16 protein-coding genes are annotated in these 13,193 nt (G+C 69.3%); 6 read left to right on the forward strand and 10 right to left on the reverse strand.

Annotation, left to right across the window (positions count from 1 at the left end):
• The first annotated feature begins 47 nt into the window (after nt 1-47).
• The 3 genes from ACWEKR_RS19340 (at nt 48) to ACWEKR_RS19350 (ending at nt 3,489) form a co-directional block, all read left to right on the forward strand.
• A complete protein-coding gene (locus tag ACWEKR_RS19340) occupies nt 48-497 on the forward strand; it encodes a helix-turn-helix transcriptional regulator (protein ID WP_195090984.1) in 450 nt (149 codons plus the stop codon).
• A gap of 5 nt (nt 498-502) precedes the next feature.
• Nucleotides 503-913 carry a VOC family protein gene (locus ACWEKR_RS19345; protein ID WP_452355634.1) on the forward strand — a complete coding sequence of 137 codons (411 nt, stop codon included), beginning with the start codon at nt 503-505 and terminating at the stop codon, nt 911-913.
• Nucleotides 914-1,095: 182 nt separating this feature from the next.
• Nucleotides 1,096-3,489 (forward strand): ATP-binding cassette domain-containing protein, encoded by a 2,394-nt coding sequence (locus ACWEKR_RS19350; RefSeq protein WP_452355635.1) that lies wholly within the window; start codon nt 1,096-1,098, stop codon nt 3,487-3,489.
• Nucleotides 3,490-3,588: 99 nt separating this feature from the next.
• Here the strand turns inward: ACWEKR_RS19350 and ACWEKR_RS19355 are convergent, their stop codons facing one another.
• Genes ACWEKR_RS19355 through ACWEKR_RS19365 form a run of 3 tightly spaced genes read right to left on the reverse strand, consistent with a single transcriptional unit; the run spans nt 3,589 to nt 4,859 of the window.
• Nucleotides 3,589-4,032: an SRPBCC family protein gene (locus tag ACWEKR_RS19355; RefSeq protein ID WP_452355636.1), complete on the reverse strand. Its 444-nt coding sequence runs from the start codon at nt 4,030-4,032 to the stop codon at nt 3,589-3,591.
• Between the two features lie 36 nt (nt 4,033-4,068).
• Nucleotides 4,069-4,410 carry an ArsR/SmtB family transcription factor gene (locus ACWEKR_RS19360; protein WP_452355637.1) on the reverse strand — a complete coding sequence of 114 codons (342 nt, stop codon included), beginning with the start codon at nt 4,408-4,410 and terminating at the stop codon, nt 4,069-4,071.
• Nucleotides 4,407-4,859 carry an SRPBCC domain-containing protein gene (locus ACWEKR_RS19365; RefSeq protein ID WP_452355638.1) on the reverse strand — a complete coding sequence of 151 codons (453 nt, stop codon included), beginning with the start codon at nt 4,857-4,859 and terminating at the stop codon, nt 4,407-4,409. The genes ACWEKR_RS19360 and ACWEKR_RS19365 overlap by 4 nt, the downstream gene beginning before the upstream one ends.
• 173 nt (nt 4,860-5,032) lie before the next feature.
• Between ACWEKR_RS19365 and ACWEKR_RS19370 the strand changes: the two genes are divergently transcribed.
• Complete coding sequence (locus tag ACWEKR_RS19370; protein ID WP_452355639.1) at nt 5,033-5,155, forward strand: hypothetical protein; 123 nt, start codon at nt 5,033-5,035, stop codon at nt 5,153-5,155.
• A gap of 215 nt (nt 5,156-5,370) precedes the next feature.
• On the opposite strand, the gene ACWEKR_RS19375 is transcribed toward ACWEKR_RS19370, so the two are convergent.
• A complete protein-coding gene (locus ACWEKR_RS19375) occupies nt 5,371-5,766 on the reverse strand; it encodes an LppP/LprE family lipoprotein (RefSeq protein ID WP_452355640.1) in 396 nt (131 codons plus the stop codon).
• A 407-nt stretch (nt 5,767-6,173) separates the two neighbouring features.
• On the opposite strand from ACWEKR_RS19375, the gene ACWEKR_RS19380 reads away from it, so the two are divergent.
• Nucleotides 6,174-7,763, forward strand: coding sequence for a phosphatase PAP2 family protein (locus ACWEKR_RS19380; RefSeq protein ID WP_452355641.1), 1,590 nt, complete (start codon nt 6,174-6,176; stop codon nt 7,761-7,763).
• A gap of 14 nt (nt 7,764-7,777) precedes the next feature.
• Here the strand turns inward: ACWEKR_RS19380 and ACWEKR_RS19385 are convergent, their stop codons facing one another.
• Nucleotides 7,778-8,344: a hypothetical protein gene (locus ACWEKR_RS19385; RefSeq protein ID WP_452355642.1), complete on the reverse strand. Its 567-nt coding sequence runs from the start codon at nt 8,342-8,344 to the stop codon at nt 7,778-7,780.
• Between the two features lie 138 nt (nt 8,345-8,482).
• Between ACWEKR_RS19385 and ACWEKR_RS19390 the strand changes: the two genes are divergently transcribed.
• Nucleotides 8,483-9,025 (forward strand): YaeQ family protein, encoded by a 543-nt coding sequence (locus ACWEKR_RS19390; protein WP_452355643.1) that lies wholly within the window; start codon nt 8,483-8,485, stop codon nt 9,023-9,025.
• A 169-nt stretch (nt 9,026-9,194) separates the two neighbouring features.
• On the opposite strand, the gene ACWEKR_RS19395 is transcribed toward ACWEKR_RS19390, so the two are convergent.
• The 5 genes from ACWEKR_RS19395 to ACWEKR_RS19415 form a co-directional block, all read right to left on the reverse strand.
• A complete protein-coding gene (locus tag ACWEKR_RS19395) occupies nt 9,195-9,668 on the reverse strand; it encodes a hypothetical protein (protein WP_452355644.1) in 474 nt (157 codons plus the stop codon).
• A gap of 612 nt (nt 9,669-10,280) precedes the next feature.
• Complete coding sequence (locus ACWEKR_RS19400) at nt 10,281-12,002, reverse strand: urease subunit alpha (protein WP_452355645.1); 1,722 nt, start codon at nt 12,000-12,002, stop codon at nt 10,281-10,283.
• A 48-nt stretch (nt 12,003-12,050) separates the two neighbouring features.
• Nucleotides 12,051-12,362: an urease subunit beta gene (locus ACWEKR_RS19405; protein ID WP_452355646.1), complete on the reverse strand. Its 312-nt coding sequence runs from the start codon at nt 12,360-12,362 to the stop codon at nt 12,051-12,053.
• 50 nt (nt 12,363-12,412) lie between these two features.
• Nucleotides 12,413-12,715, reverse strand: coding sequence for an urease subunit gamma (locus tag ACWEKR_RS19410; RefSeq protein ID WP_195090954.1), 303 nt, complete (start codon nt 12,713-12,715; stop codon nt 12,413-12,415).
• A gap of 75 nt (nt 12,716-12,790) precedes the next feature.
• Nucleotides 12,791-13,180, reverse strand: a complete 390-nt coding sequence (locus ACWEKR_RS19415; protein WP_228830539.1) for a PaaI family thioesterase — start codon at nt 13,178-13,180, stop codon at nt 12,791-12,793.
• Nucleotides 13,181-13,193 lie beyond the last annotated feature (13 nt).

Genomic DNA, 13,193 nt, shown 5'->3' on the forward strand with positions numbered 1-13,193 from the left:
ACGGCGGCATCGGCCGCTTGTCACCGCGATGTGGCACCATCAGGTGGGTGACCAGTAGACCCGCCGCGGCGCAGCACCTGCACGACCTCGCGCGGCTACGCAGGGTCCGCGACCGCATCGATCGGGAGTATGCGCAGCCCTTGGACGTGGAGGCGCTCGCGCGCGACGCGCACATGTCGGCCGGGCACCTCAGCCGCCAGTTCCGGCTCGCCTACGGCGAGTCGCCGTACTCTTATCTGATGACCCGGCGCATCGAGCGTGCGATGTCGCTGCTGCGCCGGGGCGACCTGAGCGTCACCGAGGTCTGTTTCGAGGTCGGCTGCTCCTCGCTGGGCACTTTCAGCACGCGCTTCACCGAACTGGTCGGCATACCGCCCAGCGTCTACCGGCGCGAGGCGGCGCGCGCGACGGCGGGGATGCCGTCCTGCGTGGCGAAACAGGTGACCAGACCGATCAGGAATCGAGAAGCGCCGGTTACCGAGCCGCAATTAGCCTGACTGCTATGGACATCACCATTCACGCGAGCTTCCTGCCGCACGACGATCCGGACGCGGCGCTGGCCTTCTACCGTGACCTCCTCGGCTTCGAGGTCCGCAACGACGTCGGATACGAAGGGATGCGCTGGCTCACCGTCGGCCCCGTCGGCCAGCCCGGGACTTCCATCGTGCTGCACCCGCCGGGCGCCGACCCCGGCATCACCGACGACGAGCGCCGCACAATCGCCGAGATGATGGCCAAGGGCACCTACGGCGGCATACTGCTGGCAACCAAGGACCTGGACGACGCCTTCGAGCGCCTGGTGACCGGCGACGCGGAAATCGTCCAGGAACCCACCGAGCAGCCGTACGGGGTTCGCGACTGCGCCGTCCGTGATCCCGCGGGCAACCTGATCCGCATCCAGCAACTGCGCTGAACCCCCGGCGCGCTCAGCCGCGACCGCGCACCGGCCCGATAGCCATCGCAGGCCACGGCAGTAGCGGCTGGCCGCCGGGCGGCCCGCAGACAAGTCAGCCATATCGGTCACCTGGTTGGATCGAGCCAGGCGACGCCGACCCAGGACCGCCCACGCGGCACCGCCCGACAGATGGAGACCCGATGAGCACGGCCACGACGACGGACACGCAGTCGCCCGCGCTGCCCGCTGCCGACAGCCACGATCTGATCCGCGTGCACGGCGCGCGGGAGAACAATCTGAAGGATGTCAGCATCGAGATCCCGAAACGGCGGCTGACAGTGTTCACCGGCGTCTCCGGCTCGGGCAAGAGTTCGCTGGTGTTCAGCACCATCGCCGCGGAGTCGCAGCGGCTGATCAACGAGACCTACAGCGCCTTCGTCCAGGGCTTCATGCCGACGCTCGCCCGGCCCGATGTCGACGTGCTCGAGGGCCTGACCACCGCGATCATCGTCGACCAGCAGCGCATGGGTTCCGACCCGCGCTCGACGGTCGGCACCGCCACCGACGCCAATGCCATGCTGCGGATTCTCTTCAGCCGGCTCGGGAAGCCGCACGTCGGCTCCCCGCAGGCGTACTCCTTCAACGTCGCCTCGATCAGCGGCGCGGGTGCGGTCACCACCGAGCGCGCCGGAAGGACCGTCAAAGAGCGCCGCAGCTTCAGCGTCACCGGCGGCATGTGCCCGCGCTGCGAGGGCAGGGGCTCGGTCTCCGATATCGACCTGACCCAGCTCTACGACGACTCCAAGTCGCTCGCCGAGGGCGCGTTCACCATTCCCGGCTGGAAGTCCGACAGCTTCTGGACGGTGCGGGTCTACGCGGAGTCGGGTTTTCTCGACCCGAACAAGCCGATCCGCAAGTTCACCAAGAAGGAGATGCAAGACTTCCTCTACAAAGAGCCCACCAAAGTGAAGGTCGAGGGCGTCAACCTCACCTACGAGGGGCTGATTCCCAAGATCCAGAAGTCGTTCCTGGCCAAGGACCGGGAGGCGATGCAGCCGCACATCCGCGCGTTCGTCGACCGGGCGGTCACTTTCACCACCTGTCCCGAGTGCGACGGCACCCGGCTCACCGAGGCGGCCCGCTCCTCGAAGATCGCGGGCATCAGCATCGCCGACGCGTGCGCGATGCAGATCAGCGACCTGGCCGAATGGGTGTCCGGTCTCGACGAGCCGTCGGTCGCGCCGCTGCTGGCCGCGCTGCGGCACACGCTCGACTCGTTCGTGGAGATCGGCCTGGGCTACCTGTCGCTCGACCGGCCGTCGGGCACGCTGTCGGGTGGCGAGGCGCAGCGCACGAAGATGATCCGTCATCTCGGCTCCTCGCTCACCGACGTCACCTACGTTTTCGACGAACCGACCATCGGCCTGCACCCGCATGACATCCAGCGGATGAACGGCCTGCTGCTGCGGCTGCGGGACAAGGGCAACACAGTGCTCGTCGTGGAGCACAAGCCGGAGGCGATCGTGATCGCCGACCACGTCGTCGACCTCGGCCCCGGAGCCGGTGCGGCGGGCGGCACCGTCTGCTTCGAGGGCAGCGTCGAAGGGTTGCGGGCCGGCGGTACCGTCACCGGCCGCCATTTCGACGACCGGGCCGCGCTCAAGGAGACGGTGCGCCAGGCACGAGGCAAGTTGGCGATCCGCGGCGCGAACGCGAACAACCTGCGCGACGTCGACGTCGACATTCCCCTGGGAGTGCTCGTCGCCGTCACCGGTGTGGCCGGATCCGGCAAGAGTTCGCTGCTGCACGGATCTGTTCCCGCGAGCGAGGGTGTGGTGTCGGTGGACCAGGCGCCCATCCGTGGCTCGCGGCGCAGCAACCCGGCGACCTACACCGGCCTGCTCGAACCCATCCGCAAGGCGTTCGCGAAGGCGAACGGCGTCAAGCCCGCCCTGTTCAGCGCCAATTCGGATGGCGCATGCCCCACCTGCAACGGCGCGGGCGTCGTCTACACCGACCTGGGGATGATGGCCGGCGTCGCCACCACCTGCGAGGAGTGCGAGGGCAAGCGGTACCAGGCATCCGTGCTGGAATATCACCTGGGCGGACGCGACATCAGCGAGGTGCTCGCGATGTCGGTGCTCGAGGCGCAGGAGTTCTTCGGCGACGGTGAGGCGCACACGCCGGCCGCGCACGCCGTCCTGGGCCGGCTCGCCGATGTCGGACTGGGCTATCTCAGCCTGGGCCAGCCGCTCACCACGCTGTCCGGTGGTGAGCGGCAGCGGCTCAAGCTGGCCACGCACATGGCCGACAAGGGCGGCGTGTATATCCTCGACGAGCCGACCACCGGCCTGCATCTCGCCGACGTCGAGCAGCTGCTCGGCCTGCTGGACCGGCTCGTCGACTCCGGCAAGTCGGTGATCGTCATCGAACATCACCAAGCGGTGATGGCGCATGCCGACTGGATCATCGACCTGGGCCCCGGCGCGGGTCACGACGGCGGCCGGGTCGTCTTCGAGGGCACTCCCGCCGACCTCGTCGCCGCACGCTCCACCCTCACCGGCGAGCATCTCGCGGCCTACGTGGGCGCGTGATCCGCACGTCGCGCCGACCTGCCATGCGCGACGGCATCGTCACCCCTGGCGACGATGCCGTCGCGCGGCCGGTGCCGCCGCGGACTCCCGTGCGCCGGATCAGTTCCAGTCGTCGATCTTGACGTCGTGCGGGTCCGGCGCGCCTTTCCCGGTCTCGACCAGCGACTTCAAGCTCAGCAGGAAGACCGCCCACTTCGTACTGCAGTGGTGCATGAACTCCACCGGCTCCTTCCAGCCTCGGTGCGCGAAGAGCACGACGGTGTAGTCGCCCGCCTGATCGAGAGTCCAGTCCACTTCGGTGCCGATCCACTCATCGGGTCCGCCGACCACCTCCCACAGCACGCGCTTGCCCGGCTCGAGCGCGCGCACTCGCATGTCGAATCCGCCCGCGCCGAACCGGAACTCGATCAGTCCGCCGAGTTCGTCGCTCGTGCCGCGGGTGTCACTCGCCCACCAGCCGGCCAGCCCCTCGGTGGTGGTCAGGGCGGCGTAGACCTCGTCCACCGGCGCTTCGATGCCGACTCTGTGCAGGATGTCCACCATTGTCGCTTCCCTTCTTCGATTGCTTTCGGTTCGATTTCACTGTTGGTCTCGACCGCGCTGGATCGCCTCGGCGATCCGCTTGATACGGCGGAGCCTGGCGTCCCACGCAGCCCCCACCGAGGACAGCTGGGCGACCGCTCGGGCGAGTTGCGCCTCGTCGACGCGGTACCGCCGCTCCCGCCCGGCGGGCGTGGCATGCACCAGGCCGACGCGGTCGAGCACGCCGAGATGTTTCGCGACCGCCTGTCGCGTCACGGGCAACTGCTCGCTGAGACTGGTGGCGGTGCCCCCGCCGTCCACGAGGAGCAGGTCGAGCATCCGCCGACGGGTCGGATCCCCGATGGCGGACCACAGGTCGTCGTCGACTGCCGCGGTCACCGGGTCGACACCAGCCGGGCGATGTATTCCCCCAGCCGGGGAACGTAGGTGTCCCATCCCACGGTGTGCTCGTGGTACTGCTCGGCCAGCTTCGCGGCCTCCCAGCCCGTCTCCCGGAAACCGGTCTCGGTGAGCCGGATCCGGGTCCCCGCGCCCGAGGCGACGAGTTCGAAGGTGACCAGCAGCGAGCCCGCGGAGTCGCCGACCTCGCCGTCGGGGTAGCACCAGCGGAACGAGAACACCCGAGGCCGCTCGGCACGCACCACGGTGATCGGAGCGACCTGCGCCCGGTCACCCCAGACGAGTTCACCGACCGCACCGGGAGTCACGTCGAACTCGGCGTCGTCGCTCCACCATTCCGAGATGTGCTCCGGGCTGCTGACGACCTCGAACACCACCTCCGGCGAGGCCTCGACGTAGATCTCCCGTTCGATGCTGCCGTACTCCATACTCGCCGCCCTTTCCTGATGTGCAACATTCGGTTGCGTATGACGCTAGCTCACCGATCACCAGGACGCAACCATTGGTTGCGCATTGACAGAATGCGCCGCAGTAGCGGTCGAAGCCGGCATCCTCCGTCGCCGACCGGCCGCCGTCGATCGGCGTCGGCATCACCACCGCCGTGGCCGCCGCCGAGATCGCCGCCCGCCTGTCGCTCACCCTGCTGCTCATCCCGGACAGCTACTTCGCGCTCGACACCGACGACGACGCCCGCCGCCACCTCATTCCCACGGCCATCCGATAGCGCCGGGCACGACCTGCCAACCCGCGCCGAGGCGCTCGAACCGGATCTGGGCGCGTCCGCGAATGCCGCCGTGGGTCCCGTTGCGCGCCGGTGCCCAGCCGTTCACGCAGCCGATTTCGTCTTCCAGCCCGATCGGGTAGGCATGGTTGGTATGTATTGCTCTGCACGACTAAGACTGCGGCAGAACGACTTTCGCGACCGGGCAGCCGCCGAGGTCACCCGGCCGGGTTGCCGACCTGATCCGGGATGGCCGGACTCGGAGTCACCGTGCGGCCGTCGCCGCCGAGTGTGAAAGTGATCACGACCGGCCCGCCCGAGGGGCAGCAATTGGCGTCGCGGCCCTCCAGCCAGCGGTACTGCACCTGCACAGCGCGTGCGCTCGAACCGACCACCTGCGTGTAAGACGTCGCTTTCGCCGTAGCGGTGCCGAGATAACCGTCGTGACCGAAGAACAGCACATGCCAGGGGGAACTCGCCGTCCCACCGGGTGTCGCGGCCAACACCCACAGCAGGTCGGGGCAAGCCCCGTCCGGCGCGGCGGTGGCGCTGTCGACAACGTACGACGCGCCGCCCGGCGCGGGCCCGAGCGAAGCCATCGCGTGGGCGACCACGCTCGAATCCGGATCGACGCATCGCCCGTTTCCGCTGGTAGCAGGAACATTCGCGGTGGGAACCCGCGTGGTCGCGCCGTCCTGCGCGGGCGTCGTGCGCGTGACTTCGACGGTAGCCCGAGCGGGTTCTCCCCGTCCGGAAGGCGCGCTCGATCCGCCCTGGCAACCCCCGACAGCCAGGCACGCCGCGATGGCCGTCACTGTTGCGCCGATGATCCTCCTCATTCGCCTCCCTTTCGAATTCCCGACAATGGGATGTCGGCGCTACGAGGACGGCGTTACCCCCGAAATGCCGGGGCCCTGCCCGTATCCCGCGGCACCGCTCCCGGACAGCCACGTCACGGCAGGCGCCGGAATGGCATGGGATGGCACGTTTCGTAATGTTCGCGATCGGTAATCTCGGACGAGTGAGTAGCTGGGTGCGCCGGAAGTTCCACGGCATCGGACGAATCGATCGGGCGATCGGCGGCGCGGTCGCCGAACTGCCGGCCTCGGTGGCCGACCACGGCCTGTTGCGACTCACCAACAGCGCCGATTTCAGCGGCTTGTGGCTGGCTCTCGCCACACTGCTCGCCACCCGCCAAGGCGCGCCGCGCCGGGCCGCGCTGCGCGGTGTCGTCTCCGTCGCCGGAGCCAGCCTCGTCGTCAATGTCGGCCTCAAGTCGCTCATCGCACGACGCAGGCCCGCCGCCGAGTTGCTGCCGGTGCACCGGCGGCTCACCCCTGCTCCGAGGTCGTCGTCGTTCCCCTCGGGACACAGCGCCTGCGCCGCCGCGTTCGCCACGGCCGTGGCCATGGAAAGTCCGCGCACCGCACTGGTTGTCGCCCCGCTGGCCGCCACCGTCGCCTACTCGCGGGTGCACACCGGTGTGCACTGGAGTTCCGATGTGGTCATCGGCGCGGCCGTCGGTTCCGGTGTCGCCTTGGCCACGCGACGCTGGTGGCCGGTGCGCGAATCCGATGAGGCGAAGGCAGGCACGGTCCCCGAGGTGCCGACGCTGGTGGAGGGGAAAGGCCTGGTCGTCATGGTCAATCCGATCTCCGGCGATCCGAATTACGATCCCACCGACGACGTCGTCGAGGCCCTGCCCGCCGCCACCGTGCTGCGCACGCAGCCCGATGTCGACTGCGCCGACCAGCTCGAGCAGGCTATCGCCGACCACGGCGAACCGGTGCTGGCGGTCGGTGTCGCCGGTGGCGACGGCACGGTGGCGGCCGTGGCCGCGGTCGCGTTGCGCCACGAACTGCCGCTGGTCGTCATCCCCACCGGCACGCTCAACCACTTCGCCCGCGACCTCGGCGTCTATGACCTGCGCGAAGTGATCGATGCGACCGGCGAGGGCGAGGCGGTCGCGGTCGACATCGCCAGCGTCGAATGCGAGGACGAGAGCGGTTCGCGCACCAGGCATCTGATCAACACGGCCAGCCTCGGCGCCTATCCGGATCTGGTGCAGTTGCGCGAACAATGGCAGTCACGCTGGGGCAAATGGCCGGCGTTCGCCGCCGCGCTCGTGGTCACCCTGCGCCGGGCCGAGCCGATCGAGATCTGCTTGGACGGGCGCTGGCAGCGGGTGTGGTTCCTGTTCGTCGGCAACGGTCCCTACCATCCGCACGGCGCGGTACCCGCTTTCCGCGACCGGCTCGACGCCGGGCTGCTCGACGTGCGCTGGCTGCGCGCCGATCTGCGCTGGTCGCGCAGCCGTGCCGTGCTGGCGCTGCTGCTGGCGGCGATCGGCCACAGCAAGGTCTACGGCGAGCGCCAGCTGCCCGAACTCTTCGTGCACCTCCCGAAACCGGAGGCACTGGCCACCGACGGTGAGGTCGTCGGCAAGGCCACCCGGCTGCACTTCGCCATCGCGGGTCAGCTCGCCGTCTACCGCCGGGACGAATCCAATCCGCTCTGGGCCGACCGCAGCCGCCCCCACCACCGCCGATCGCCGTGGCTACGCGACGCCTTCCGGGTTCGGCCGTTTCAGCGACGTGCGGGCGAGGACTGACCCACGTCCGCGCCTTACTTCATGTAGCGCAACAAACCGAGGTTCGGCTCCAGCGCGCCGTCCTGGCCCAGAGACAGGAAATCCGCCTCGACGGCGTCGCGCTCCAGCACCCCGGCCCGCACCGCGTGGTAACGCACGACCGACCAGAGGAAGACGTCGAGATCATCGAAGCGAGTGCCTTCCTCGACGACTTCTTCCTCGTGGAACCAGATCGCGACCTGTCCGTTGGTGAGCACCAGGTACAGGTTGCCGCCGCCGTCCGCGCCGATCGAGTACACGTCGTGGTCGGTCAACTGGGTCTCGTAGTCGGAATCCACCAGTCCGCAATCGTTGCCGGCGAAATCGAAACCGTAGGACCAGGAATGGATGTCGAGGAACTGCGGCATCCGCCCGGACCGCACCCGGCGATCGAACGCCGCCAGGGCCGCCGCGGACGCGGGCGCCAACCGGTCGAGAAAGGGCGCCACGGGCCGGGTTTCCTCCGGCACGTCGACCGGCGGCCGATCGGCGAACCATCTCGCCAGATCGGCGTCCAGGTCGCGCTCGACATAGCCGATCAAGTCGTCACGAGTAAGTGTCACCACCGAATCCTAGGAGCCGACAACCGCATTCGCCGTGTCGTCCGCACATCGCACTACGCCTGTCGGCAGCCGGACTGCACGTCCGCCGCCGTCCCTGCGCGGACGCATGTGGTAGCCCAGCGTTAAGCTGCTGCACCTATGGCACTCAGCGCGACACTGCACAACTTCGCCGTCCACTTGGCCGACGTCGATCGCGGCGTCTACCAGGAGCTGGAGTTGCGGGTTGCGCGTCACCCGTCGGAATCGGCGGAGTTCATGCTGACGCGCGTGCTGGCCTACTGCCTCGAGTACGAGGAGGGCATCGCCTTCAGTGACGGCGGGGTCTCGTCCACCGACGAGCCCGCGGTGCTGGTCCGTGACCTCACCGGACGCCTCACCGCGTGGATCGAAGTCGGCGCCCCCGATGCGGAGCGAGTGCACCGGGGCAGCAAGCTGGCCGAACGCGTCGCCGTCTACACCCATCGCGACCCGGTCAAGGTGCTGGCGCAATTCACCGGCAAACGCATTCATCGCGCCGGGGAGATCCCGCTGTACAGCTTCGACCGCGGTTTCATCGATTCCGCCGTCGCCGCGATCGAACGGCGCAACGCTGTCACCCTGTCCGTCACCGAGCGCCTGCTGTATCTGGATCTCAACGGCACCGGATTGAGCACTACGGTCCACGAGCACCGGCTCGCATAGAGTTCTTCGATCCGGACCGTTCACGGTAGGCCGCCGACGCTGGTCGTCATGGTGCACGCGGGCTGTTGTCCGCGACCGATCGAAGCGGCTTCCCGACCTCGCCCACCGGATCGGCGCTGCCTTCGAGTACCAGCAGGACCACCCGGACGGCGACCTTGTGGCGCTCGGGTCACCGCGTCCGGCGTTCGCACTCCTCGAATTCGGCGCCCGTCTGGAAGCAGTCGTAGCGGCCGCTCTGCACGTCGCCGCTGGTGGGCGGCTCGCCGCAGAGGATTCCGCAGCGTTCGTAGTTCGGGACGGCGGTGCCGTCGGGCCGGTGGCAGGCATCGCTGTCACAGGTGTAGCCGCGCGTGTGGGGATCGCGCGGGATCGGGTTACGGCTGTAGGACCACACGAATGCGTCGGTGTTCTGCACCTGCGTGCAGTAAACGGTGCGGCCGTCGGCGAGGTGGCCGACCGCGCCGGGATCCTGGCAGTAGTCGTTCAGGGTGACCGTGGCACCGTTCGAGGGTCCGGCCGAGCCACTGCCCGACGGTAGCGGCGCGGCCGCGGAGGTCGCGAACATCGCCGCCAGGAACGTCGCCCCGCCGACGATGCCGATCAGAACTCGACGCGCCCTCCCCCGCTCGTCCGGTTCAGCCATGCCGCCCTCCCTTCCTCGAGCTCCGGCAGGCTACCGGACTATACGCTCCTCTTCCGGTCGCGTCGGTGCGAGCGGCGCGAGACCGAGGCCTCGGCACTTCTTTCGCAATCCGCGGGTTCAGGCGGAGATGGGGCGGTGAAGGCAGGATAGTCGTCGGTGCTCGTCCGCGCGGCCGCCTCGATGTAGTCGGCGAGCGCTGTGCGGGATCGAGCCTGGCCATCTGGTCGTCCAGTCGGTTCAGCCGTGATCGCATCGCGGCCGGCAACTCGGGGCACCCGAGCGGTTCCGGCGTCTCGCCGACCGCGCGGGGCAACAGGTAGGCGATGCCCGCCGACCGCGGGCGATTCCGCCCGGGCCCGGGACACCGCTCGCTGGGCCGAGCAGCGCGGCGCCCGTGTTGATCGAAGAGTTCGTCGAGCCCGGCGCGAACCGGATAGTCCCGGTGTCGGATCCGGCAGGTCCGCCTGGCCGCTGATCGGGGACGCGGCCCGCCCGGCAGCGCGCGGGTGGGCACCGTCCTGTAGGGCCGCCGACCTTCTCGAGCTTCGTCCCCGCACCGGAATCCTCCGGCGCTGTCTCTCGCGGCGGAAGCGGGGTCGAGCTCGCCGGCGCTCAGAACAGGAAATAGCGCTGCGCCATGGGTAGTTCGGCTGCCGGTTGTTCGCGCCAGACCTCGCCGTCGATGCGGACGGTGAAGGTATCCGGTTCGACCTCGATGCGCGGCATGGCGCCGTTGTGCGGCAGATCCGTCTTCGTCACGCCGCGCACGTTGCCGACCGGCACCAGTCTGCGCTGCACCCGCAGCCGGTCGGCGAGGCCGTCCTCGATCGCCTGCTCGGAGACGAAATGCAGTGAGGTGGCGGCGGCGGTCGCCGGGGCGGCGCCGAACATCGGGCGCGGCAGCACCGGCTGCGGTGTCGGGATGGAGGCGTTGGCGTCGCCCATCGCGGCCCAGGCGATCGCGCCGCCCTTGAGCACGGCGTGCGGGCGGACGCCGAAGAACGCGGGCTCCCACAGCACCAGATCGGCGAGCTTGCCCACTTCGACCGAACCGATCTCGTGGTCCAGGCCGTGCGCGATGGCCGGGCAGATGGTGTATTTCGCGACGTAACGCCGCACCCGTGCGTTGTCGGCGGCCCCATCGCCCGGCAGGGCGCCGCGGCGGCGCTTCATCACGTGCGCGGTCTGCCAGGTGCGCAGCACGACCTCGCCGATGCGGCCCATGGCCTGCGAGTCGCTGCCGATCATCGAGATGGCGCCCAGATCGTGCAGCAGGTCCTCGGCCGCGATGGTGGACGGGCGGATGCGGCTCTCGGCGAAGGCCAGGTCCTCGGGGATCGACGCGCTCAGATGGTGGCACACCATGAGCATGTCCAGGTGCTCGTCGAGGGTGTTGACCGTGTGCGGACGAGTCGGGTTGGTCGAGCTGGGCAGCACGTTGTGATGGGCGGCGACGGTGATGATGTCGGGCGCGTGCCCGCCGCCCGCGCCCTCGGTGTGGTAGGCGTGGATGCCGCGCCCGCCGATCGCCGCGAGAGTGTTCTCGACGAAACCGGCCTCGTTCAAGATGTCCGAGTGCAGCGCGACCTGGACCCCGGCCGCGTCGGCCACGGTGAGGCAGGCATCGATCGCGGCCGGTGTGGAGCCCCAATCCTCGTGCAACTTGAATCCCGCTGCGCCGGCCCGCAATTGCTCCCACATGGCCTCCGCGCTGACGGTGTTGCCCTTGCCGAGCAGCACGATGTTCACCGGCCAACCGTCGGTGGCCTCGAGCATCCGCGCCAGATGCCACGCGCCGGGCGTCACGGTGGTCGCCTTGCTGCCCTCGGCCGGACCGGTGCCCCCGCCGATGAGGGTGGTGATGCCGCCGCCGAGCGCCTCTTCCAGGAGCTGCGGACAGATGAAGTGCACGTGGCAGTCGATCGCGCCCGCGGTGAGGATGCGGCCGTTGCCCGCGATGATCTCGGTGGACGGGCCGACGACGAGATCGGGGTGCACCCCGGTCATGGTGTCGGGATTGCCCGCCTTGCCGATCGCACTGATCCGTCCGTCGCGAATACCGACGTCCGCCTTGACGATTCCCCAGTGGTCGATGATCACCACGCCCGTGATCACGGTGTCGGGAGTGCCTTCGGCGCGCGTCGCCCTGGACTGGCCCATCGATTCGCGCAGCACCTTGCCACCGCCGAACACGGCCTCGTCGCCGGCGCGCCCCGGTCCCCCGCTGCGGTCCTCGGTGATCTCGATCAGCAGATCGGTGTCCGCCAATCGAATCCGGTCGCCCGTCGTCGGCCCGAACAGTTCGGCGTACCGCGCCCGGCTCAGCTCACTCATCGCGTCCTCCTGCCCCGGGCCTCCCGGGGGATCGGCCGGGGCCACGCACTAGTCATCGAGCCGCCCCGGTGGGGTGCGGCTGATCCCGTGGACCTCGCGGGCGCCGCCCAGCGGCACGAGCCGCACGCGTTGCCCGAGACCGGGTTCGAAGCGCACCGCGGTCCCGGCCGGAATGTCGAGGCGGTGTCCGTGCGCGGCCGCCCGGTCGAACCGCAGCGCCGTGTTCGCCTGCGGGAAGTGCACATGGCTGCCGACCTGCACCGGCCGGTCACCGGTGTTCAGCACGTCCAGTTCGAGGCGCGCCGCGCCGGAATTCAGCTCGATGATGCCCTCGGCGCAGAAGTACTCGCCCGGTATCACGCCGGGCCTCGATTCGCCTGGGCGGCGTCCGGATTCCGCATACCGCCCGCCTAGCCGATCGGATGGTGCACGGTGACCAGCTTGGTGCCGTCCGGGAAGGTCGCCTCGACCTGGACATCCGGAATCATCTCCGGCACGCCTTCCATCACGTCGTCGCGGGCGAGGACCGTCCGTCCCGAGGACATCAGTTCGGCGACGGTACGGCCGTCCCGTGCGCCTTCCAGCACGTGATCGGTGATCAGCGCGACCGCCTCGGGATGGTTCAGCTTGAGTCCGCGCGCCCGCCTGCGCCGGGCCAGCTCGGCGGCGTAGCTGAGCAGCAGGCGCTCCTGCTCGTGCGGTGACAGTCGCATCCGGGCTCCTCACCGGTTCACAGAGGCGGGTGACGGCCATTCTGGCACGCCCGTTCCGCCCTCGCCGGGCGACCGTCAGGAACGATGCGGCAGATTCTGCAACCGCACCTGGCCGCGGGCCACGGTGCGGTTCTGCTCGTCGGTGATGACAACCTGCCACAGCTGCTGCAGTCTGCCCCGGTGCAGCGGCGTCGCCTCGCCCGACAGCGTGCCCTCGCGCACCGCGCGCAGGAAATCGGTGTTGTTGTTCACGCCGACCACCGTGCCCTGGTCGCCGAGCCAGATGCCGCCGGCGATGCTGGCGAGCGTCTCGATGACGGTGCAGTACACACCGCCGTTCTGGATGCCCGCGGGCTGGTAGAGGTGCGGCTTGACGACCCACTCGCCGCGCACGCGGTCGGGGCTCAGCTCGGTGTAGCGCAGGCCGATCAGGTCGGCGAAGGTGCCTTCGCTGTAGGCGTTCATCTGCTCGGGCGTG

Source organism: Nocardia sp. NPDC004573, from assembly GCF_053602135.1.